Raw genomic sequence first — 22,431 nt, 5'->3', positions numbered from 1 at the left:
CGTGGATTTCCTTCCGCTCTTCGGCCATTCTTCTTCACCTTGATTTCACGGGGGTCCCACCTGCTTGTAGGCAGAGTGATTCCGGTTCATTCAAAGCCGCACGTAACATCGACTCCGTGACCCCTTGATGAGTTAGTTTCGGACCGGCACCGATCACCACAGCGGCCATTGCCAACCGCCCCAAACCACCACACCATCTCTCCATGATCCCCTCCAACATTGCCGCCATCGGAAACGAAATCGCCATCCTCTGGTCCGACAGCACTGAGACATATATCTCCATGGAAAAACTTCGTGCCGCCTCCCCAAGCGCGGAAAACACCGGCGAACAGGATCTCCTCGGCAAAACCTACGGTGGCACCACTCAAAAAGAATACCCCGGCGTCACCGTCAAAGGGTGGAACATCGTCGGCAACTATGCCATTCAATTCCGATTCTCCGACGGCCACAACACCGGCCTCTACCCCTTCCACCTCCTCCGCACCCTCGGATCAGGAGCCTAAAATCACTTACACCTTTTCTCTTATCCCTTCCCCCTGCTCATATTTCCCTTTGCACACCTCCAAATCCCCGTAAGTTCAACTGCTCGCCAACGAAACACCATTTATTCATTAAATCTTGATGAGCATCAAACGTGCGCTCCTTTCCGTGTCCGACAAGTCGGGCCTCGCCGAATTTGCCAAAGGGCTTGCTGACCTCGGCGTCGAACTTCTCTCCAGCGGCGGCACCGCCAAATTCCTCCAGTCCAACGACATCGCCGTCATCGAAGTCTCCGACTACACCGGCTTCCCCGAATGCTTCGACGGTCGCGTCAAAACCCTCCATCCACGCATCCACGGCGGTCTCCTTCAACGCCGCGACCTGCCTGAACACGAAAAACAGGCCAAAAAACACGACATTCCGCCCATCGACCTCGTTGTCGTCAACCTCTACCCCTTCGAAGAAACCATCGCAAAACCCGGCGTTGAACTCGAAGAGGCCATCGAAAACATCGACATTGGCGGCCCTTCCATGCTGCGCTCCGCCGCCAAAAATTACTCTGCGGTCACCGTCATCACCGACCCCGCCGACTACGACAGCGTCCTCGCCGAGATCAAAGAAAACGACGGCGACACCAAACTCTCCACCCGCGAACGCCTCGCCTGGAAGGTCTTCCAACGCACTGCCGACTACGACGCCGCCATTGCCCGCTACCTCAACAACGAACAGGAGTGCGCCAAAACCTTCAACCTCAGCCTCCCCCTCTACAGCGAACTGCGCTACGGTGACAACCCGCACCAGGCCACCTCACTCTACGGAAACTTCGGTGACTATTTCGAGAAACTTCACGGCAAGGACCTCAGCTACACCAACATCCTCGACATCGAAAGCGCCGCCGCCATCGCCCTCGAGTTCCGCCGCCCCACCGTCGCCATCCTCAAACACACCAACCCCTGCGGCGTTGGTTGTGCCGACGAAGACCTGCGCGAAGCTTGGGAAAAAGCTTTCGAAACCGACCGCCAAGCCCCCTTCGGCGGTGTCATCGTCACCAACCGTCCCATGACCCTCGCCCTCGCGAAAGTCATCGGCGAAATCTTCACCGACGTCATCATCGCACCCGAATACGAAGCCGACGCCCGTGCCCATCTCCAGAAAAAGAAAAACCTCCGCCTCATCGAGATGCTTCCTGGCGTCGAGGAAGCCCTCAAACAACCCACCATCCGTTCCGCCCCCGGCGGCATCATGGTCATGGACAGCGACTACAAAGCTCTCGGCCTCGATGGCATCGAAGACAAAGTCGTCACCCAACGTCCCCCCACCAAAGACGAAATCGAAGCCATGCGCTTCGCCTGGCGCGTCGTCAAACACGTCAAGTCCAACGCCATCGTCTTCGCCTCTTCCGACCGCACCCTCGGCATCGGCGCTGGCCAGATGAGCCGTGTGGACTCGTGCCGCATCGCCGTTTGGAAAGCCAAGGAAGCCGGACTCTCCCTCCAGGGCAGCGCCGTGGGTTCCGACGCCATGTTCCCCTTTGCTGACGGCCTCATTGCCGCCGCTGAAGCCGGTGCCACCAGCGCCATCCAACCCGGTGGCTCCATGCGCGACCAGGAAGTCATCGACGCCGCCAACGAGCGCAAAATGGCCATGGTCTTCACCAAGGTCCGCCACTTCAAACACTAATTTAATCAATCCCCTCGCCACCATGCTTCACCTCGGGGTCAACATCGACCACGTCGCCACCCTGCGTCAGGCCCGCTATGCGAAAATGCCCGACGTCCACAACGCCGAGCCCGACCTTCTCGCCGCCGCCCGCGAGGTCGAAGCGGCAGGAGCCAACTCGATCACCCTCCACCTCCGCGCCGACCGCCGCCACATTCAGGACGCCGATGTCTACCTCCTCAAAAAAGAGCTCCTCGTGAAGCTCAATCTCGAGATGGGCAACACGCCCGAGATCCTCGACATTGCCCTCGAAATCCAACCCGACTTCGCCTGCCTGGTTCCCGAAAACCGCGAAGAAATCACCACCGAAGGCGGACTCGACGTCATCAACCATCTTGAATCCCTGACGCAAACCACCGCCCGCTTGAAGGCAAACGGCACCCTCGTCAGCTTCTTCGTCGATCCCATCCTCGACCACATCTACGCCGCCGCCGATTGCGGAGCCGACATGGTCGAACTCCACACCGGCACCTTCGCCAACTATCAAGGCGACGAACGCAATGTCGAAGTCGCCCGCCTTGCCGCCGCCGCGACCCTGGCCCAAAGCCTCGGCCTTCAGGTCAATGCTGGTCACGGACTCACCACCGACAACCTGCGCGACCTCTTCGCCGTCCCTCACCTCGCCGAACTCAACATCGGCCATCACCTCATCTCACGCTCCATCACCGTTGGTCTGCGCCGCGCCATCGGCGAGATGCTCATCGTGATGAAGACCTACCAGGCGTGACCTTCATGAAAGTGTTCCGCCTCGGCCTTGATCTGGTGGATGTAGAACGCATTCGCGTCATGCTGGAAAAACACGGCGAACGCTTCACCGATCGCACCTTCACCGAAGCCGAATGCGCCTACTGCAACGGCTCTGTGACCGCCCCACTTCATTACGCCGCCCGCTTTGCCGCCAAAGAAGCCGCCGCCAAAGCCCTCGGCACCGGCTTCGCCCAGGGCATCTCCTGGAAGGACATTGAGGTCCTTCGCGAACCCTCCGGCGAACCCATCCTTCATCTTCACGGCGCCGCCGCCGAACGAGCCGCCGCCCTTGGTGTCCAACAAAGCTTCGTCAGCCTTACTCACACCGCTCAATCCGCCGCCGCCTCCGTTGTCTTGATCGGTTAAATAAAGTAGAAGGCTCGTCCCGGGCCTTTCATCCCATCCGTAAGGCTCGAGACGAGCCTTCCACATTCCGTAATCAGAATCGAATGGTGGCGCTGATGCTGATGTTGTGATTCGGATCATTGCGGCCGAGGTCGACGTTGTAATACAGGTTGGCGTAGAATCTTGGGCCAACTTGCAGTCCGAGTCCGGCTCCGACGAAGAGGGCGTCCTTGTCGTCGCGTTCGCTTTCATAAGCGAAGTCAGGGCCACTACCGCCATCCAGGCTGGCGTTGAGTTCGTCGCCATCAAGGAATTCATGCTGCCAAAAGGCGCGCAGTTCAGGAATGATGGCGACGCGGTCGGTGGCCTTTATGGTGTAGGCCACGCGGGCACCGAGGTAGCTTCGCAGGCTGTCGGAATCGGGATCATTCATGCGCAGATTGAGACTGTCGGCTCCGCTTTCAGTGAAGCTGTCGAGGGAAACCTTGCTGTATTGCAGGCTGGCTTGGGGGCCGAAAGTCCAGTTGCCGCGACGGAAGTCGTAGCCACCACCAAGCAATGCGAAGAACTCGTGGCCATCGGGTTCGCTGCCGGCGCTGCGGTTGAGGGTGGCGAACTGGATGGGACGGTTGATGTCGTAGTCAACGGTGCCGATGCCAAGGGCGGTGTTGAGATAAAAATTGCCGATATCGACAGTGGCGTAGGTGCCGAAAAGGATCCGCTCGAGATCGATCTCGCCGCCGTTGTCGTAGTCGCCCCAACCTTCACTGTAGCCGGCGAAGATGCCGAGGGCGAATTGATCGGAAAGCGCGTAGTCGGCTCCGGTGATGAAGGTGCCGGATTCAAAGTTTTCGCCAGGGACGAGGGAGAGTCCGCCTCTGCTGAACAGTCCGCTGCCCTGCATCCAGGCACTCCAGCGGTATTCATTCTCATCCACCTGGGCCACCTGCTTGATCGCATGCTTCACCAACTTCGCCCCTTTCCCGGAGTCCGTTGAAGAAGCCGCCAACACCGGCCTGTTCTTCAACCGATCGCCAATTCGACGCGCACTCAACTGTTGATGCAACAACTGCCCCTGACCATGGCTCAATTCAATTGCCGTGCTCAACGCCGCGTCATAAAAACCCGGCATGATCGCCTCAAATGCCTGGGGATATTGCTCCTCGCGCAACAGATCCAAAGCCAAGGTCACCGATCCAACGTCCCCGCTCTCAATGCCAATCCATTCATCAAGCGCCGCGGCCACCCTCGTCTGGTTATGCGTCTCCGCCACCAATGTATAACTCGTTGGTGCCACCAGCAAAACGCCCACATTGCCTAAATTCAAAAACCGACCACGCTTCACCTCAGGATCCGGCATCAAAATTTCATCGAACGTGCCCGTAATCCGACCCGCCCTGAGAAACGGCACCTGATCACCATACTTGGGACGATAACCCAGCGAAGCAATTTCCAAAGTGCCGTCCAAGTCCGCCAGTCCACTGACCGACAGCACATCATGACGATTCACACTGCCCACCTCTATCTGCAAAGTCCCCTGCCTGGTCTGCCGATAATCCCCCAAAATCGCAAGCTCCCCAATGGAGTTTCCCGGAGCAACCGTTCCACTGTTTAAGACATTACCAATCACCAGACCTTCACCCATCAACGTTCCTCCAGGAGACACCACCAGCAATGGCGTCTGAAAAGTGCCGTTTACCGCCAGTGCACCACTGCGAATAAAACTGTTCCCGGCAACCACAAAACTTGAACGCGCATCCAGAGTCCCTGCTCCCAACTTGTAAAATTCGCCCGGCACAAATACCGTCCCACCCTGCACCACTGAACGACCACTCACCACGGTAAACTCTCCGCTGCTCACCGTCAGTTGATTGTAAACCTGCAGCCTGCTACCCGACAAAAAGATGAGCGAACGAATCGTGTTATTCTCATCCAACTCCCCCGTCCGAACCTGCCCGTTCACAATGAAATCCGCAAACGTAGGGATCAGCACCGGCGCACTGTTTTGTAGAATTTCACCCGTCGCTGTCGCTCCCAAAATTGTCAACTGCACCCGGTCCGGTGTGAGCAATAAATCGTAGTCGAACTCCACATTCTGGATGTCAAACACCGCACTCAACTGGTCCTCGGTAAAATCACTGGTCGCAAACGTCACCAAATCATAAGTCGTCAATTCAAGCCCCGGAACCCCAATCAAAAATTCTCCACCACCTCCATTATTAAAACTCTGCACCACCTGAAGCTGGTCTCCAATCGCCGGAGTCAAAAACAACTGACCGCCACTCCACACCGACGAGTCCACCTGCAACAATCCCTGCGGTGCCAGCACCCCGCCATTCAACAACAAGGGACCGGTTCCAAATGCATTGCTGTTCAGTGTCACCACCTGACCACTGGCCACGGTTGTCGACCCGACATAAGTGTTCGCATTATCAAAAATGGTGGTTCCAGTCGACTCAAAAAACACATCGAGATTTCCCGTCAACAACGGATCAAAAACATACCCAGCGGAATTGTGATTAAAGGTCACCGAAGCGTCTCCCGCCCCACCAGTAATGACCGGTGTGTCAATGACACCAGGAGCAAGACCGTCCCCAATCACCACCTCACCTGTGCTTCCAGCCGCGTTAGCCACCACCATTGATGCACTCGAAAAAGTGCCTCCGTTGGCTACCATCAATGTCCCCTCACCCAACGCATCGCCCCCCACCAGCACATTGCCACTCGCCGCCATCGCGGCCTCGTCAACAATCGACACCTCTCCCGCACCCGCCAAACCAACGGTCAAATCGGTGACCTCCATTGATGAAGTCGCTCCCTGCACCAGTATTCCTCCATCTCCTCCCGCTTGCACGCCAACAGTCGTCCCCGCCGCGCTGACAAATCCCCCATCTTTAACATTCAACTGCCCAACTCCGGCATCACCCACACCGAGGTAACCTCCAATCGTCCACTCCGAATTCAGTCCTTCTACCCTCACCAAGCCATCGGAATCTGCTCCCCTCCCGATTACTGCAAATCCAGTGGTCGAAACTTCTGCACCATCCAAAAGCACCAACTGTGCCTCACTGTTCACATCGCTCAACACCATGTCGCCGTTCACCACCCATTCAGCCCCCTCTCCCACCATGATTCCTCTGGAAAAACCATCCAACTCACCCATGATCGCCGACCCAGTCGTCAACCTTGCGCCTGTCCCAATGGTGAACCGGCCATTCCCCTGCCGTCCAATCGTTGCCGTGCCTGCCACCTGACCCTCCGTAGCCTGCCCCGACAAAAACATATATCCGTCGCTGCCCGCCCCATTTCCAATCCCCAGATTCATCCCCACGGACACCCCCCCCCCGTCCATCGCCTCCAATCCCGCCATAGCGCTCAACTCAGCCACCACCAAATTCCCTGCAATCTCCAACCGCGACCCCGCATCACTCACCTTTCCATAAGCCTCGGACCCCACCTGCGCCCCAAACAAACCCGAAGCTGCCGTCAACTTCGCCCCCTCCACAACGTTGAAAATCCCATGCCCCCCATCGCCCAATACAAGCGCGCCCGACACCTCCCACAATGACCCGGCTCCCGTCACAAACCCACTGCCAATCGCGCCCAACTCCCCACCCAATGTCGTTGACCCACTCCGCACCAGACCCTCGTTGTCCACCGACAACACTCCCCGGCCTTCCTCCCCAATCGTCAAAGCCCCACCCCCACCACCCAATACCCAGGACGATCCCACCCCCGACACCTGCACAAACCCCACCGAGTCTTCCGAACGCCCGATAAAACTCGCGCCGCCAGACACCACCTTCCCGGCATCCGTCACTCTCATCTCCCCATCCCCGCCCGTCGTCCCATTCACCACATCATCCCCACCAATCGTGATCCCCGCCCCACTCGTAAACATTCCCCCGCTCTCCACATCCAACACCCCATTCCCCTCACTCTGGTTGCCAGTCCGCAGGCCAATAAAAACTTCGCCATCCACAATCACCGTCGCCGTGTTGCTCACCGTCATCAAAGCCTCCCCACGATCCGCAAGGATCATCGGTCCACCATTGATCGTCCAGTTGGAACCCGGACCATCAACCAGCACCGTTCCCTTCGATCCATCACCATACCCGATCCTCGTCTCCACCACCGACGCATCTGACGTCATCACCCCCCCGTTTTCAATATTCAGCCGCCCCTCCCCACCCTGCCCCACCTCGACCGACAACGTTGTCCACGTCGATCCCGCCCCTGTCACAATCGCCGTTCCAAAAGAGTCAGATGAATCCGCGATCGCCACAAAAAAATTCTCCGCCGTCCCGCCATCCGAAACCTGAAAAACTCCATTCCCTTCCCTCGCCACATAGATCCCCGCACCTTTCCAGTTTGCTCCCGCCCCATTCACTACCAGCACCCCCGTCAAGTCGGCCACATTGCCCAGAAAAGTCACCCCGTTGGTCGTCAATCCCCCGCCTGCACTGACCAAAATCTGTCCATCATCCACAAAAGTCGTTCCCGCCTCAGCACCCACAGCTCCAATCATTGCCATACCACCGTTGTCAATGGTCACCGAATCACCCAGCGCAGGAACGCCGTTCGGCGTCCAGTTTGTCCCAACAAACCAATCCGCCGACCCCGCATTCCAAACCGACTGGCCACTCGCCATCCCGTGGGCCAGCAATCCCAAAGCAATCGGCATCACCAGACACAGAATCCACCGGCTGCGTCCCTGCTCGCGATTCACCCTGACCTCCGCTTCATGAGGCACCTCCTCCGTGCTCCGGTTTTTAGAATGCATCTCGCCAGCAACCAGAACCACCCCGCCCGCCTGACCGAATCGTGTGCGTTTCATCATTTCCCTTTATCGCCTGCGGGACCAAACAATGAAATAGGTCACTAGACCTATGTGCATCTTGACAGCAGCGCCAAATTTCCGCTATTTCTTGATAAGCAAAGCTAATATGGCGAGCCTTTCCTACAAGCAGATCAGCGCATTAAATCATGCCGTTTTGCAACTCCATGAGCCACTCGACCTCCACACCTTCCCATCCAAAATCTTCGAACTGCTGCGCCCCCTCATTGCCTTCGAACTTGCCGGACTCGGCGTTTACAACACCATCACCAAACGCATGGACAGCGTCTTGAGCGAACCCTGCGATCATATTTTCGTCAACTCCGCAGCCTACGTCCCGAAGTTTTTTGACGAACCGTGTTTTTTGAACGGATCCTATCTTCATGCCCAATGCCCGGTTGGCCTTCAGGATCTCATCCCCCCCAAGAGATTTGAAAGCAGCGTCATCTGCCAAACCTTCTGCGACCCACTCGGTCTTCACCACGACTTATCCATCAACTATTTTGGCCCCCAGTCAACCACCGCAGGCCTCCTCCATGTTGCCCGCAAAACCCGCTACAAATCCGACGAACGCGCCCTCCTTAACCTGTTTGCCCCTCACCTGCGCCAGCGCTATCAGCAACTCCTCCTCGACCGCCCCTCACACCCCATTTACTCCGACTCCATCATTGGCGGCAGCAACCCATGGCTCATCTGCAACGACCACGGCAAAATCATCCACCACTGTCACCAGACTCCTTCCCTCTTCCACCAGCTCAAACTCCCCTTTTCCTCGCAACTCCCCACCGCCTGGCACCACTGGTTCACCACCCAACTTCGCCCCGTCACCTCTCAACAACCGCGCTCCCCCCTTCCCATTGCCAGCCCTGCCGCAGGCAGGTCCATCCTCCTTCATTGCCTTCCCAATCCCTCCAGCCATCAACACCGCCTCCTCTTCCAGATAAAGGACGCCTCCTCCACACGTCCCCGCCTCTCCGACCGCGAACGCGAAATCGCTGAGTGGGTCGCCATGGGCAAGACCAATACCGACATCGCACTCATCACCGGCATCAGCCTTCACACCGTCAAACGACACCTCGAACACATTTTTTCCAAACTCGGTATCGAAAGTCGCAACGCCATCCTCCCTGCGCTCATGAGCACCTCCTCAAAGCACAGCAGCAGAATCAAATGGCTCATCAAGTCAAAGCCCGTCAAAGGCATTTGATGGCCATCCGCGCTTGATCGATCCTCCTTTGGCGTGCAACTCGTATCCCCTGTTGCTGCCACAAGAACCTCCCCCCCGTCGGGATCAAGTAATGACCATCGAACACCTCTACATTTCTCCTGCGCACAACTACTTCGGCCACCACGGCCAACCCGCAGGAGACACCCCCATGGTCGAAGTCGACCAGATTGAACTCATCGCAGGCAAAGGCATCATCGGCGACCGCTTTTTCGACTACAAGGAGAACTATAAAGGCCAGGTCACCTTCTTCTCCATGGAAACTTATGAGCGCCTCTGCCACCAATTTTCTATTCACGACCACCCCCCCTCCGTCTTCCGCCGCAACATCCTCGTTCGTGGCATCGATCTCAATCACCTCATCGGCAGAGAATTCGATGTGCAAGGCATCACCTTCCAAGGCACCGAAGAAGCGAAACCCTGTTATTGGATGAACCAAGCCTTCGCCGATGGCACCGAATCCGCCCTTCGAGGCCACGGCGGACTCCGCGCCCGCATTCTCACCGACGGCGTATTGCGTTCGAAGATTTAACGATAACCCATGCCCAACGTCCCTTTCGCCGCCGCCCTGATTGCCGGAGGTTTGTCACGCCGCATGGGCCATGACAAAGCCTTCATTCCTTGGGACGACCAACCCCTCTGGCAACACCAACTCGCCAAACTTCGCTCCCTCAACCCTCAAAAACTCCTCATCAGCTGCCGCCAAAACCAACTCATCGCCTCCCCCGACGCACTCATCCTTCACGATCCCATCGAAGACCTGGGTCCTCTCCCCGCCATTGCACGCTGCATCGAAGTCGCCGCCCCCCTCCCCCTTCTTGTTCTCGCCGTCGACATGCCCCACATCAGTATCGACCTCCTTCAATCGATGCTCATTAACCCCAACGGAATCATTTTTAAATCCGATCGAGGCTACGAACCTCTCTGCGCGTTCTACCCGTCCACCGTCCTCTCTCTCCTCGCAAACCACACCCGACTTCAAACCTTCGCCCAACAAGCCATCGACCTCGGCTTGCTTCATACCCAAACCTTGACCGATAACCAAAAGCCAACTTTCCTCAATCTCAATCACCCCTCCGATCTGCCCTCATGTCACCCGCCATCTCCGTCACCGTAGATCGTTTCCTCAACGACCAGCATCACGCCACCGAACCCGATTGGGTCGCTACCGAAGAACCCCTTGAACTGCGTCTCGAAGGCCGCGCTCTTGCCGTCATCATGCGCACCCCCGGTCACGACGAAGACCTCGCCGCCGGCTTCCTCCTCACCGAGGGCATCATCAAAAAGTCCACCGACCTCTTCGAACTCTCCGTCTGTCCAAGCAACGCTGAAGGCGAAAGCAAAGGCAACGTCGTCGAAGCCCTCCTTTCCAACAATACCTCCATCAACTGGGATAACCTCACCCGACACGTCTTCACCAGCAGCAGCTGCGGCCTCTGCGGCAAAGCCACCATTGACTCCATCTTCCAAATCTTCCCGCCCGTCACCGCCGACTGGCAAATTCCCGCCAGCATCATCCGCAACCTGCCCGACAAGCTGCGACAAGCACAGGACACCTTCACCCAAACCGGCGGCCTCCACGCCAGCGCCCTCTTTGATCTTGAAGGTAATCTGATCGTCCTGCGCGAAGACGTCGGACGCCACAATGCCCTCGACAAAGTCCTCGGCCACGCCCTCCGCCACAATCTCCTTCCCTTAAACAATCATCTCCTCATGGTCAGCGGCCGGGTCTCCTTCGAAATCATTCAAAAAGCCCTTGCCGCCAACATCCCTCTCATCGCCGCCGTCTCCGCCCCCAGCAGCCTCGCCGTTGAATTCGCCCAGTCCGCCCATCAAACCCTCATCGGCTTCCTCCGCGGCAACAAAATGAACATCTACACCCATCCCCAACGCATCCAATCGTAGCGCGTAGCAGCCGACGTAAGGATTCTCTAACCCGTAACCTTAAGCACTATGCCACCCTATCGCCGACAGGAAACAATTCTAGCAAGCATCACACTCCTTGCTAGTTTGGTGACGATCACTACCATTGGCGTTGCGCATCAATTCGGTGGAATCGAGACTATTTTCATCCCAATCGTCAGGCTCTTGAGCGGCACCCAAGAAGCTGTTCCTATGGCTTATTCATGGGCGTTGCGATCTCTATTTCTTGCAGTGTTAGGAGTGTTCGCTTCCGGATTGCTCTTCGCACACCTTTTTCTCACTGAACCTCGGTCCCGCTAACCCCATGCCCGCTTACTTCGACCACAACGCCACCACCCCGCTGCATCCCGCTGCACGCGAAGCCTGGCTGCTTGCCTCCGATCAATCCTGGCACAACCCCTCCAGCCTCTATCGCGAAGCCGCGTCGGTGAAACACCACCTTGAAAAAGCCCGCGAACAACTCGCCGACATCCTCAACACCGACCCCGAACGCATTCTTTTCACCTCCGGAGCCACCGAATCCAACAACACGCTCTTCCACTACTTTTCACGACGCAGCGCCAACTCCTCCATCCTCAGCTCCAGCATCGAGCACCCCAGCGTCCGCGAACCCCTTCACCGCCATTTTGCCAAAACCATCCACCTCATCCCCACACTCGCCGACAGCACCCTCGACCTCACCACCTTCAACCAGCAACTCACCACCCAACCCTGGACTCTCATCACCGCGATGGCCGCCAGCAACGAAAGCGGCACCCTGCACCCCTGGCGCGAGATGGCCGCCGCCTGTCGCGAGCAACACATCCCGTTCCACTGCGACGCCTCCCAGTGGCTTGGAAAACTTCCCTCCGATCACCTCGGCGAATGCGACTACCTCACCGGCAGCGCCCATAAATTCGGTGGCCCCAAAGGCATCGGCTTTCTCGTTCTCCGTGATGAAAACGAACGACCCAACTTTCTCACCGGCGGCCCCCAGGAAGAAGGACGCCGTGCCGGCACCGAAAACTATCCCGCCATCGCCGCGATGCTCGCTGCCCTCATCGCATGGAATGAAAACCTCCCCACCGCCTCGCCCACTCAGCGCGACACCTTTGAAAAGGATCTTCTCACTGCACTTCCCGGCACCCGCGTCATCGGCCAAAACGCCCCACGACTCTGGAACACCTCCATGCTCATCCTTCCTCGTCACGACAACCGCAAATGGCTTGCCCGACTCAGCGATCGCGGCCTCGCCATCTCCACCGGCTCCGCTTGTAGTGCCGGACACGATGGCTCTTCCGTCGTTCTTGGTGCCCTCGGAGCCACTCCCGACGAAATGCGCCGCGTCATTCGCATCAGCAGTGGTTGGAACACCACCGATCAAGACTGGCAATCGCTCACCGAAGCCATCATGGCCACCGCAACCAACCTCGACCAAGCCCCTCTCCAACGCCAAAAAATCTCCCTGTAAAAAGTAGAAGGTTCGTCCCGAGCCTTGCCTCACCAACTTCAAGGCTCGCGACGAGCCTCCTACTTTTCCGACCGCTCCAACTCCGCGAAAATCAACCGTCCTGCACTGGTTTGGTGCATCCCCCCAACCACCACTGACACCGTCTCCCCAATAAACGGTGCCCCGTGATTCACCACGATCATCGCTCCATTCGGCAAATATCCCACGGCCTGATGTTTGTCCTTGCCCGGCTTCACCAACCCGAGTTCAAACCGGTCCCCCACCTGAATCTCCGGCTCCAGCGCCCGAGCCAGATCATTAAAATTCAGCACCGTGATGCCCCGCACTTGCGCGGACTTCCCAAGATTCACATCATTCGTCAGCAGCCGAGCCCCCAACTCCCGCGCCAACGTCGCCAGCCGGGTATCCACCGGCATCCCCTCGTGCGCGGTGTCTTCATGAATGCTCACTTCCGCCCCCTTGTTCTCCTGCAATACCTGCACGCATTCCAAACCGCGCCGACCACGCGCCGCCTTGATCTCATCTTTTGAATCCGCCAGCCGCTGCAACTCATCCAACACAAATCGTGGAATCACAAAACTCCCCGTCAAAAAACCCGTCGCAATCACCGCCGGCACACGCCCATCAATGATCACGTTCGAATCCAGCAACACCGGCTCCCCTTCCGAAGCATCGCGCCGAAACCTCACATAGGGAATGATGAACGAAAACTGATCCCGATCACTGCGCAATGCCATCGTTATCCCCAGAAACCCGAACACCGCATACACCGAAATATCCACCACCGTCTTGACCCCTTCAGCATCATCCAACCCCTGAAACCAAGGCAAATCAAAAATCCCGATCTTCGTCAGCAACCACGCGCAAAACAAACCCACCATCAATCCAAACGTCCCGTTTGAGAACTCGCGAAAGCTGAACTGCGCCAGCAACGCGTCCACCAAAATAAAGAACAGGCCAGCCGCCAGTCCTCCCAAAGTGCCCACCCAGGCCTCGCCACCAAAGCCCACAGAAATCACCGCCCCAAGCAACACCGCCAAGGTGAGGAACAGCGCACGGGCAAGACGAATGGACCAGGGAACAGGCATGTATTTGGTTGGAAAATTCAACTTGCCGCTCCCCCAACCGAATTCAAGCCAAAGTAGAAGGCTCGTCCCGAGCCTTTCATCAACATCATCCTCCATCTCAAGGCTCGGGACGAGCCTTCTCCTTTTCAACCCATCAAACCGTGCGCACCAAAATCGAATCCGACCGCAGATCTGCGTGCAGCACATCCGTCAGGATCACCACCGTATCCCCTCCAGAAAGATGATTGCGCTGACGCAGCATTTTGATCGCATCCTCAATTGTCTTCGAAGGGTCTCCGTTAAACTCCATCACAAACGGAAACACCCCACGCGCCGACATCAACGTGCGGCTGATGTTCAAGTTCGGAGTAAACGCAAAGATCGGCGCAAACTCCGGCCGCTGATGCGCCAGCAAATGGGCCGTCACCCCTCCCCTTGTAAACGTGATCAACTTCGATCCCGGCAAGTCATTCGCCAAAAGAACCGCCGACTTCACCGCTTTGTGTTTGTTCGTCTTCAGCGGCGCATCCTGCGCAAACCGGCCTGACGGATACGACGCCTCCGTTCGCGTAATCACCCGATGCAACACATCCACACAACGATCCGGATACTTGCCCACCGAAGTCTCACCCGAAAGCATCACACAATCCACCTGCTCAATCACCGCATTAAAAATGTCCGTCACTTCCGCCCGCGTCGGCACCGGATTCTCAATCATGCTCTCCAGCATCTGCGTAGCCACAATCACCTTGCGCCCATGATACGAACACTTCGCAATGATCTGCCGTTGAATGATTGGCAAATCCTCCAGCGGGCACTCACTTCCCAAATCCCCGCGCGCTACCATGATCCCTTTTGAAGCCGCCACCAGCGCATCGATGTTGTCCAGAGCCTGCTGGTTCTCGATCTTCGCAATCACCCGCGCCCGCGATTTTTTCTGCTCCAAAAGCAACTCCAGATGCTGAATATGCGCCGGTTCACGCGCAAAGCTCAATGCAAAATAATCCGCCCCCAACTCCACGCCCAAATCGAGATCCAGATAATCCTTCGGCGTCAACGGCGGCAGGTTCACCGCCACGCCAGGAAGGTTGATGTGCCTCCTCGACTTCATCTCGCCACCCGTCACCACCTTCGCAAAAATACGCTGGGGCGTGATTGCCACCGTCTGCAGCTGAATCATCCCGCCATCAATCGCGATCGGTGCCCCCACACTCAAATCATTCACCAACCCGGGGTAGTTCACCGTCGTTGAATACTCCTTGGTCGTCGGAATGCTCTCATCAATGCGGAACTCCACCTCATCCCCGCTCTTCAGCATCCATGGAGCCGCCACATCCCCCGTGCGGATCGACGGACCCGTCAAATCCATCAGAACCGCCACATCCGTGTGCTTCGCCGTCGCCGCCTCACGAATCCGCGCATACACCGTCCGCACCCAATCATGCGAGGCATGACTCATGTTTAACCGGAAAATATTGGCTCCGTTTTCAATCAACGTTTCCAGCATGGCCGGGTTGTCCGTAGCAGGACCGAGAGTGACAAGAATTTTAGTTTTGCGCATGAGAAACGGGAGACAGGAGATCAGAAACAGGCAATGCCTGACAACTTTTCAGAGCCATTGCCAAGCATGAGCCATGCCACGTCACAGCCGCCACACAAGCAGACATTGTCGCCTTAAACGAAAAAATTCTGACACTTGACCCGTCTTCACACTTCCCCATCCAGCCGGTGATACAACTCCATTACCGACTCATCAAAAACCATCCCCCGATCCACGCTGTCCCTCAACAAATCCCGGCAGGTGTTCAAATATCGATCGGCCTCTTCCGCCTCCCCGGCCGCCAGCGCGCAATCATGGGTCAAATACAACGACACCGCCACCGTCCGACGCATATCCTCCGAATGCGGCTCCGCCTCCGCCAACCGCAACGCAATGTCCAAAGCTTGACGCTGCACCTCAAACGCCTCCGTCTGGTCCGCATCGCCCGCCCCTTTACCAATCGATTTCGCCAAAGCCTCCAACGCCACCACCCACTCCCTCGCCGAATTCACCACCACCCACTCCGCCCGCGCCACTTCCTCCAACAACTCCACCGCCCGCCGACGATGACCCACCGCCTTCGCCAAATCATCCCCCTCAACCCGTCGCTCAAGCGCATCCGCCAAGCGACCTAGACTCGCTCCCAGTTCCACCTTCGCCGCCTTTGATCCACCCTGCTCCTCCTGCCCAAGTCGCTTCTCATTCGCCGCCACCGCGGTTTCCAAATAACCCACCGCCTGCCCCACCGCCCCCGGCTGATGCTGATCCAGCAAAACTCCCGCCATGTTCACCAAACGCTCGGCCCCATTTCCTTCGCCCTCCAACCTAACCGCCATCAATTCAGCACAGCGTTGATAAAGCTCCGAGGTCCGTTTTTCATCCGCTTCCAACCCTCTCTCCTTCAAACACAAGGCCAGCGTCTCAAGGCTTCTGATCAAATCCCGCACCACCCGATCCGCCTCCGGATGCGTCGCATACAGGCGTTCATACAAATCCACATTCACCTGATAATACTTCAGCGCCCTGGCAACATCGCCCTCCGCATTTCGCAACCTCAACACCTTCGCCGTCTTCACCAAACTCATCGAAATCTCACCCGCCGCACGCAGCGAATTTGGATCCACCTTCAACACTTTTTGCCGGATCTCCAACCCGCGCTCCTGCAACGCCAGCGCTTCATCCACAAAATCTCCAGCCGCTCGTTCCACCACCAGATCCCCGAGCCATTCCAACCCCACCGCCACATCTCGAACCGCATCCAACGAATTCGGATTCGCCGAAAGCAAACGCTCCCGCAGATCCAGGCTTCGCTTCATCAGTTCATACGCCCGCTCCCTGTCGCCGCCTTCTCCACGATCCATCAACCCCCGCGCCAGCCACTGCAGCACCTGCGCCAAATCCGCCGCCGACTGAGCCCGCTTCGGTTCCAGTTGAAGACACCGCTCCCGCAACTCCAGCGCCCGCTCACAAAGCTTGAACGCCTCCTCCTGTTCCGACACCCGTTTGTTTTTGCGCTTCCATAAAGCATTCGCCAGCTTGCCCAGCGCCACCGACAAATCACGCATCGCCAGCACCGAGTTCGCATACTCCCCCTCGGTCGATTCGCAGACCGAAACACAACGCCGGTAGTGGACCATCGCGCGTTCCTGATCCTCCTCATCCTCCCGACTCATGTAAAAATCCGCCAACTTGTTCGCGCTGAACACCACATCCCGCGCCGCGCCCGGCGACTTGCGATGACGAAAATACAAATGCTCGGCAATCTCCAGGTCACGCTGATAACAAACCAATGCCTGATCCATCGCATCAGGCTGACGTCGACGAAACAAAAAGTCCGCCAGCTTGTTCAGCCCAAACACCACCTCACGACCCACCTCCGTCGAGTCAGGATGAAGCTTGAACAATCTCTCGCGCAGCTCCATGCCAGCCTGGTGCAGCGCAAACGCCTCATGATGATCCCCCGGCATCCCCCGGCTCTCCATCAGATCCGCCAGCGCCACCAAATTCATCGCCAGGCGCTGCGTCGCCTGCACATCCCCATTTGCCCCCGCCAGAATCTTCTCATGAATCAAACGCGCCATCTGCAAATGCTTCAGCGCATTCTCAATCCCCTCTTCGCTAAATCCCCCTGCCAGATCCAGCCTCGCCAACTGCATCAACTGACCCGCCAGCATTACCGACTGCTCATCCGTCAATCCCCGTTGATGGAACACGCCAATCAACCTCGTCAGATCCTGATCCAACATCGCCATGTCCACACCTTCTCCCGGCGACTGATGTTTCTCCAACAACACCTTGGCGATTTTTTCTAGCGTGGCGGCAGGGCCGTTGGATTTTGCAGAACTCGACATGTCGGCTCTTCATTCCCGAAAATCCCCCTGCCGTCAATCAAGCGATCAGCCTCCCTAATGCATGCAATCTCACTTGCGCCGACATTCTCTTCCGACATGATACCAGTTTACTCCATGAACACCCCGTTCACCCACCGTCTTCTGTCGCTTCTTATTCCGGCCCTGCTCTGGCTCTCCGTTCAGCCGTCCCAAGCGCAGAACGTCACCCTCAACGACGTCCACTCCCGACTCAATCCCACCTCGGTCGCCGAAGTCCTCAAGCCTACCAGCACCGACGAAGTCATCGCCGCCATTCACCGCGCCAAAGCCACCGGCAAATCCATCAGCATCGCCGGATCACGACACGCCATGGGCGGACAGCAATTCGCCGCCGACGCCCTGCACCTCGACATGACCAGCATGGATCAGTTCCTCAGCCTTGATCCAAAACTCGGCCTCGCCCGCGCCCAGGCCGGCATCACCTGGCCCAAACTCCTCAAAGCCCTCGAAGCCGCCCAGCCACCCGACAACTCCGCTCCTTGGACCATCACCCAAAAACAAACCGGAGCCGACGAACTCACCCTCGGCGGCGCCGTCTCCACCAACATCCACGGACGCGGCCTCACCTGGCAACCTTTTGTGCAGGACATCGAATCGCTCACCCTCGTCAATGCCTCCGGCGAAACCCAAACCCTCAGCCGCACCCAAAATCGCGAACTCTTCTCCCTCGTCATCGGCGGCTACGGACTCTTCGGCGTCATCACCGAAGTCGAACTCCGACTGCGCCTCCGCCAAAACCTCGAACGCATCGTCGAGATCGGCCCCATCACCAACCTCCAGCAACGCATCGCCCAACGCATCCAGGACGGTTACCTCCTAGGCGATTTCCAATTTTGTCCCGACGAGACCTCGCTCAATTTCCTTAATGAAGGCGTCTTCGCCTGCTACCGACCCACCACCCAATCCGCGCCATCCAAAAGCAACCTCAACCCCGCCGCCTGGAACCGACTCCTCATCAACGCCCACTCCAACCGCACCCAAGGCTGGCTCGACTACACCACCTACTATCAAACCACCCACGGCCAAACCTACGGCAGCGATCAGGCGCAGTTCAACCACTACGATCCCGACTACCACACCATGCTGCAAAAAAACCTGCCCGACCTCGCCCCCGGCTCCCTCATGATCTCCGAAGTCTACGTCCCCGCCCAACAACTCGAAGACTTCATGACCGCCAGCGCCGCCGACTTCCGCCAGCACCAAACCCAAGTCATTTACGGCACCATCCGGTTCATCAAACGCGACGACGTCACCTTCCTCCCCTGGGCCAGCCAGGACTTCGCCTGCATCGTCTTCAACCTCCGCGTCACCCACACCGAATCCGGCATCGCCAAAGCCAAAGGCGAGTTCCAGCGTCTCATCGATCGCGCCCTTGACCGCAACGGCTCCTTTTTCCTCACCTATCACCGCTGGGCCACCAAAGCCCAGATGATTCGCGCCTACCCCCAGTTCCCCGAATTCCTCCAGCTTAAAAAACAGCACGATCCCGAAGAGCGATTCCAAAGCGAATGGTATCGCCACTGGCGCAACGAGTTTAACGCCGCCAATTAATGACCCTCACCCCGACCACTCGCGCCATCCTCCTCTGGCTCGCCACCACCCTCTTTCTCGCGAGAGTCATCGGCCAGATCCTCGTCGGCATCTACTCGCCCCCTCAGCTTCCTCCATGGCCCGAATGGTATTCCGGCCTCCTTCCCTACCCTTGGTTGCTGCTCAGCCAGATCCTCATCCTCATGCTAATGGCCGTCGCCAATACCGACACCATCCGCCAACAAGGCGCCCTCTTTGTCACCTCCCCCCGCACCCGCTATTGGCTGCGCCTCTTCGCCGTTCTTTACGCCAGCAGCATGATCCTTCGTTACACCCTCCGCATGATCCTGCAATCCGATCAACGCTGGTTCGGCGGCACCATCCCTATCTGGTTTCACCTCGTCCTCGCAGCCTGGATCTTCCTCCTCGCCGTCTCTATCAAAGATTCGAATTCACAAAAAACCCTTCATAAACATTGACGAACTCTTAATCTGCCGCATACTCCCGTCCCACCGATTTTCGGGGCGTAGCTCAGCCTGGTAGAGCGCCTGCTTTGGGAGCAGGAAGTCGTCAGTTCGAATCTGGCCGCCCCGACCACCCTGAAGCCACCACACTTCAGCACAAAAAGTCAGAAGACTTTCAGGAACTTTTGGTTAACATCACCAAAAAATCCACCACCACTCACTTGTGGCCACTTCAAGTCCTTCTCCTCCCATGCCCAGCCTCCACGCCGCCGTTCTCAACGCCTTCAAACAACAAGGCTGGGCCTGCACCGAAGTCCCCGGCATGACCGTCGTTGAATCCCAATTCGAAGCCTACCACAGCAAAATCGCCCTCCACCTGCAAAGCTACGACGAACCCCAAATCCTTTCCATCGTCGCCAACGTTTCCCTCACCGTCCCCCACACCCACAAATCCCGCACCGCTGAACTGCTCATGCGCGTCAACCGAGAACTTAACCTCGGCAGCTTCGAAATCGACTGGGATCGCGGTGCCGTCATGTTCCGCCAGTCCCAGGTCTTCGCCAATCATCAGTTCGAGCCCTCCATCATCATCAGTCTCGTTCACAACGCCCTCGCCGAAGTCGATCGCATCACCCCCTACATCGGCATCCTCTGCAAAACCGTGCCCAGTCTGCTCCCCATGCTCAGCATTCCCGACCTCCTCCTGCGCGAAGATCTCCTTCCCCCCGTTCCCGTCGAGACCGAGTAGTTAGAAAAAACAAACTCCGCGACCACCCACATGGAAGCCACCCGCTACTTCGTCCCCGACCATCCGACCCTCTCGGATGTCTACAGTCGGGACGAACTGCGCCACTTTCTCCAACGCGGCGAACTCAGCCGCAGCGACATGATCTGCGACGACGAAACCGGCCTCGCCCACCTCCTCGGCGACCTGCTTTCCCTGCCCTATCGCGACGCCACCCTTGCCCCCAGCCGCACCACCCGCTCAAGCGTCTCTGAACTCACCGCCCCCAACTCCAACTCCCACGAATTCCGCGCCGACACCCCCCTCACCGCCGCCCATCATCATCATCCCTCACCTCCGCCAACACGCTCGCGCGAAACTTCCTCCTTCGATGACAACCACGAAACTGAAGGTGATGTCGACGACCCCCTGGACGACGAGGACGACAACCTCGATTCTGATCCCGATCCCGATCCCAACGAAGACGACGAAAACCAAGACCTCCGTCCCTTCAATCCTTTTGGCCAGTCCGACATTCCTCAGTTCGAAGAAGACATCAATGCAGACGAACTCGCCTATCCCTCGTCATCCTACCCTCCCTCCAGCGCCGAAGAAGAGATCCTCTACATCGGTCATCCCAGCTGGCTGTCGTTTCCCAAATCCCTGATCGGATTCACCCTCTTCGCCGCCGCCACCGTTTATGTCCTGGCCGCCCAGATCGGCTTGGAGTGGGCCATGCTGCTCGGCTCCATCGCCGGTCTCTTCCTCGTCTTCATCACCCTCGAACGCACCACCACCACCTATTTCGTCACGTCTTATCGCATCGAGATCGAGTTCGGCATCATCGGACGCAACACCAAAGAAGTCCGCATCCGCGACATCCGTGCCATTGATGTTCATCAACGCGGCTACAAAGCCCTCGTTGGACTCGGCACCGTCGAATTCGACTCCTCCGCCAGCAGCGGCCCTGAAGTCATCTTCACCAACGTCCGACACCCCCATCAGATCAAGGAACTCGTCCGCAGTCTCCAGCTTCGCCGTTAAGAGAAAATCCTCCTCCTACTCTTACTCCTACTCCCCACAAAAAACCCCTCAATCACCCGCGGTTGCAAACTCCCCACCCGCGCCTTCCCAGAAAATCGTCCTCGTCCTCCTACTCGAACTCGTCCTCGATCAAGGCGCATCGCTGGAACGGAGATCAACCAATCCAGGACGATCGTTTCTGCGAGATCATCATAGCTCGATCACTCAACAGGCAAATCACCGCTGAGTATCGAGGACGAGTAGGAGAACGAGGACGAGGACGAGACCTCCACTCGAACCCACAACTAATAGCGGGCGCTTTGTGTGGGGAGTAGGATGGGTCACACCACACCCCCCACCGAAAAAAATCTCAAAAACTTTCCAAGAACTCCCCAACTCGCCCGTCATGCCCACCGAACCAGCCATGCGCGAACGTGAACCCGATCCCCATCAACAATTCCTCCTCGCCACGCTCGAGCGCTACGAGAGACCCGTCATCCGCTACGCCCTCAGCGTCGTGCATGACCTCGATCAGGCCCGCGACATCGCCCAAGACGTCTTCATCAAACTCTCCCGGAACCTGACCACACTCGACCGCACTCGCATCGCCCCCTGGCTCTTCACCGTCTGCAAAAACCGCGCTCTCGACCACCTCCGAAAACATCAACGCCTTGTCCCCATGGAAACCGCCACCATCGACCAACAAACTTCCTCCTCACCCGGCCCGTCCGAAGCCATTGAGGAACAGGAGCTCAGCCAACAACTCACCCGTTGGATGTCCGAACTCCCCGAAAAACAACGCGAAGCCGTCCGCCTCAAATTCGAATCCGGCCTCAGCTACAAAGAAATTTCCGAAGTCCTGCACACCAGCATCGGCAACGTCGGCACCCTCATCCATCTAGGCGTCACCAACCTCCGCGAACGCTGGCTAACCCTCAACGCCTGACCCCCTCACCCTTTTCCCTTT

At 57.7% G+C, this 22,431-nt stretch carries 18 protein-coding genes and 1 tRNA gene; 15 read left to right on the top strand and 4 right to left on the bottom strand.

Features of this window, described 5'->3' with window-relative positions; genetic code table 11:
* Positions 1-203: 203 nt before the first annotated feature.
* The 4 genes from FEM03_RS16925 (at position 204) to acpS (ending at position 3,312) form a co-directional block, all read left to right on the top strand.
* Positions 204-503, top strand: coding sequence for a gamma-butyrobetaine hydroxylase-like domain-containing protein (locus FEM03_RS16925; RefSeq protein ID WP_138087471.1), 300 nt, complete (start codon positions 204-206; stop codon positions 501-503).
* Positions 504-621: 118 nt separating this feature from the next.
* Complete coding sequence (gene purH / locus FEM03_RS16920; protein WP_138087470.1) at positions 622-2,160, top strand: bifunctional phosphoribosylaminoimidazolecarboxamide formyltransferase/IMP cyclohydrolase; 1,539 nt, start codon at positions 622-624, stop codon at positions 2,158-2,160.
* A gap of 22 nt (positions 2,161-2,182) precedes the next feature.
* Positions 2,183-2,926: a pyridoxine 5'-phosphate synthase gene (locus FEM03_RS16915; RefSeq protein WP_138087469.1), complete on the top strand. Its 744-nt coding sequence runs from the start codon at positions 2,183-2,185 to the stop codon at positions 2,924-2,926.
* A 5-nt stretch (positions 2,927-2,931) separates the two neighbouring features.
* A complete protein-coding gene (gene acpS, locus FEM03_RS16910; RefSeq protein ID WP_138087468.1) occupies positions 2,932-3,312 on the top strand; it encodes a holo-ACP synthase in 381 nt (126 codons plus the stop codon).
* Positions 3,313-3,385: 73 nt separating this feature from the next.
* Here the strand turns inward: acpS and FEM03_RS16905 are convergent, their stop codons facing one another.
* Positions 3,386-8,131 (bottom strand): autotransporter domain-containing protein, encoded by a 4,746-nt coding sequence (locus FEM03_RS16905; RefSeq protein ID WP_138087467.1) that lies wholly within the window; start codon positions 8,129-8,131, stop codon positions 3,386-3,388.
* Between the two features lie 106 nt (positions 8,132-8,237).
* Between FEM03_RS16905 and FEM03_RS16900 the strand changes: the two genes are divergently transcribed.
* The 5 genes from FEM03_RS16900 to FEM03_RS16880 all read left to right on the top strand — a co-directional run bounded on the left by FEM03_RS16900 (position 8,238) and on the right by FEM03_RS16880 (position 12,726).
* Positions 8,238-9,335, top strand: coding sequence for a helix-turn-helix transcriptional regulator (locus tag FEM03_RS16900; protein WP_166442932.1), 1,098 nt, complete (start codon positions 8,238-8,240; stop codon positions 9,333-9,335).
* A 91-nt stretch (positions 9,336-9,426) separates the two neighbouring features.
* Positions 9,427-9,885: an MOSC domain-containing protein gene (locus FEM03_RS16895; RefSeq protein WP_138087465.1), complete on the top strand. Its 459-nt coding sequence runs from the start codon at positions 9,427-9,429 to the stop codon at positions 9,883-9,885.
* 9 nt (positions 9,886-9,894) lie between these two features.
* Positions 9,895-10,470: a molybdenum cofactor guanylyltransferase gene (mobA, locus tag FEM03_RS16890; RefSeq protein ID WP_138087464.1), complete on the top strand. Its 576-nt coding sequence runs from the start codon at positions 9,895-9,897 to the stop codon at positions 10,468-10,470.
* Positions 10,443-11,258, top strand: a complete 816-nt coding sequence (fdhD, locus tag FEM03_RS16885; protein ID WP_138087463.1) for a formate dehydrogenase accessory sulfurtransferase FdhD — start codon at positions 10,443-10,445, stop codon at positions 11,256-11,258. The genes mobA and fdhD overlap by 28 nt, the downstream gene beginning before the upstream one ends.
* A gap of 322 nt (positions 11,259-11,580) precedes the next feature.
* Entirely contained in the window at positions 11,581-12,726 is a 1,146-nt protein-coding gene (locus FEM03_RS16880; protein WP_138087462.1) for a cysteine desulfurase family protein, read from the top strand.
* A gap of 59 nt (positions 12,727-12,785) precedes the next feature.
* On the opposite strand, the gene FEM03_RS16875 is transcribed toward FEM03_RS16880, so the two are convergent.
* The 3 genes from FEM03_RS16875 to FEM03_RS16865 form a co-directional block, all read right to left on the bottom strand.
* Complete coding sequence (locus tag FEM03_RS16875) at positions 12,786-13,814, bottom strand: PIN/TRAM domain-containing protein (protein ID WP_138087461.1); 1,029 nt, start codon at positions 13,812-13,814, stop codon at positions 12,786-12,788.
* Between the two features lie 133 nt (positions 13,815-13,947).
* Positions 13,948-15,354 carry a pyruvate kinase gene (pyk, locus tag FEM03_RS16870; RefSeq protein WP_138087460.1) on the bottom strand — a complete coding sequence of 469 codons (1,407 nt, stop codon included), beginning with the start codon at positions 15,352-15,354 and terminating at the stop codon, positions 13,948-13,950.
* Between the two features lie 146 nt (positions 15,355-15,500).
* Positions 15,501-17,684, bottom strand: a complete 2,184-nt coding sequence (locus FEM03_RS16865) for a hypothetical protein (protein ID WP_138087459.1) — start codon at positions 17,682-17,684, stop codon at positions 15,501-15,503.
* Between the two features lie 114 nt (positions 17,685-17,798).
* Here FEM03_RS16865 and FEM03_RS16860 point away from each other — a divergent pair, with 114 nt between their 5' ends.
* The 6 genes from FEM03_RS16860 (at position 17,799) to FEM03_RS16835 (ending at position 22,410) form a co-directional block, all read left to right on the top strand.
* Positions 17,799-19,274 (top strand): FAD-binding oxidoreductase, encoded by a 1,476-nt coding sequence (locus FEM03_RS16860; protein ID WP_166442931.1) that lies wholly within the window; start codon positions 17,799-17,801, stop codon positions 19,272-19,274.
* A complete protein-coding gene (locus FEM03_RS16855; RefSeq protein ID WP_138087457.1) occupies positions 19,274-19,732 on the top strand; it encodes a hypothetical protein in 459 nt (152 codons plus the stop codon). Before FEM03_RS16860 ends, FEM03_RS16855 begins: the two co-directional genes overlap by 1 nt.
* A 41-nt stretch (positions 19,733-19,773) precedes the next feature.
* Positions 19,774-19,850, top strand: a tRNA-Pro gene (locus tag FEM03_RS16850).
* A 117-nt stretch (positions 19,851-19,967) separates the two neighbouring features.
* Positions 19,968-20,465: a YbjN domain-containing protein gene (locus FEM03_RS16845; RefSeq protein ID WP_138087456.1), complete on the top strand. Its 498-nt coding sequence runs from the start codon at positions 19,968-19,970 to the stop codon at positions 20,463-20,465.
* Between the two features lie 30 nt (positions 20,466-20,495).
* Positions 20,496-21,485, top strand: coding sequence for a PH domain-containing protein (locus tag FEM03_RS16840; RefSeq protein ID WP_138087455.1), 990 nt, complete (start codon positions 20,496-20,498; stop codon positions 21,483-21,485).
* A gap of 385 nt (positions 21,486-21,870) precedes the next feature.
* Positions 21,871-22,410, top strand: a complete 540-nt coding sequence (locus tag FEM03_RS16835) for an RNA polymerase sigma factor (RefSeq protein WP_138087454.1) — start codon at positions 21,871-21,873, stop codon at positions 22,408-22,410.
* Positions 22,411-22,431 lie beyond the last annotated feature (21 nt).

The sequence above is a fragment of the Phragmitibacter flavus genome (genome assembly GCF_005780165.1).
In the GTDB taxonomy this organism is placed as follows: Bacteria; Verrucomicrobiota; Verrucomicrobiia; order Verrucomicrobiales; family Verrucomicrobiaceae; genus Phragmitibacter; species Phragmitibacter flavus.
The sequence above is the reverse complement of the archived record's forward strand: the minus strand, read 5'-3'. Positions and strand labels throughout refer to the sequence as shown.

Excerpts from the sequence above, each read along its gene's own strand:
- FEM03_RS16835 (WP_138087454.1), top strand. The coding sequence starts at position 21,871 with ATGCCCACCGAACCAGCCATGCGCGAACGTGAACCCGATCCCCATCAA.
- FEM03_RS16840 (WP_138087455.1), top strand. The coding sequence starts at position 20,496 with ATGGAAGCCACCCGCTACTTCGTCCCCGACCATCCGACCCTCTCGGAT.
- FEM03_RS16865 (WP_138087459.1), bottom strand. The coding sequence starts at position 17,684 with ATGTCGAGTTCTGCAAAATCCAACGGCCCTGCCGCCACGCTAGAAAAA.
- FEM03_RS16880 (WP_138087462.1), top strand. The coding sequence starts at position 11,581 with ATGCCCGCTTACTTCGACCACAACGCCACCACCCCGCTGCATCCCGCT.
- FEM03_RS16895 (WP_138087465.1), top strand. The coding sequence starts at position 9,427 with ATGACCATCGAACACCTCTACATTTCTCCTGCGCACAACTACTTCGGC.
- FEM03_RS16915 (WP_138087469.1), top strand. The coding sequence starts at position 2,183 with ATGCTTCACCTCGGGGTCAACATCGACCACGTCGCCACCCTGCGTCAG.
- acpS (WP_138087468.1), top strand. The coding sequence starts at position 2,932 with ATGAAAGTGTTCCGCCTCGGCCTTGATCTGGTGGATGTAGAACGCATT.
- FEM03_RS16905 (WP_138087467.1), bottom strand. The coding sequence starts at position 8,131 with ATGATGAAACGCACACGATTCGGTCAGGCGGGCGGGGTGGTTCTGGTT.
- FEM03_RS16855 (WP_138087457.1), top strand. The coding sequence starts at position 19,274 with ATGACCCTCACCCCGACCACTCGCGCCATCCTCCTCTGGCTCGCCACC.
- FEM03_RS16845 (WP_138087456.1), top strand. The coding sequence starts at position 19,968 with ATGCCCAGCCTCCACGCCGCCGTTCTCAACGCCTTCAAACAACAAGGC.
- purH (WP_138087470.1), top strand. The coding sequence starts at position 622 with ATGAGCATCAAACGTGCGCTCCTTTCCGTGTCCGACAAGTCGGGCCTC.
- FEM03_RS16925 (WP_138087471.1), top strand. The coding sequence starts at position 204 with ATGATCCCCTCCAACATTGCCGCCATCGGAAACGAAATCGCCATCCTC.
- FEM03_RS16900 (WP_166442932.1), top strand. The coding sequence starts at position 8,238 with ATGGCGAGCCTTTCCTACAAGCAGATCAGCGCATTAAATCATGCCGTT.
- fdhD (WP_138087463.1), top strand. The coding sequence starts at position 10,443 with ATGTCACCCGCCATCTCCGTCACCGTAGATCGTTTCCTCAACGACCAG.
- FEM03_RS16875 (WP_138087461.1), bottom strand. The coding sequence starts at position 13,814 with ATGCCTGTTCCCTGGTCCATTCGTCTTGCCCGTGCGCTGTTCCTCACC.
- mobA (WP_138087464.1), top strand. The coding sequence starts at position 9,895 with ATGCCCAACGTCCCTTTCGCCGCCGCCCTGATTGCCGGAGGTTTGTCA.
- FEM03_RS16860 (WP_166442931.1), top strand. The coding sequence starts at position 17,799 with ATGAACACCCCGTTCACCCACCGTCTTCTGTCGCTTCTTATTCCGGCC.
- pyk (WP_138087460.1), bottom strand. The coding sequence starts at position 15,354 with ATGCGCAAAACTAAAATTCTTGTCACTCTCGGTCCTGCTACGGACAAC.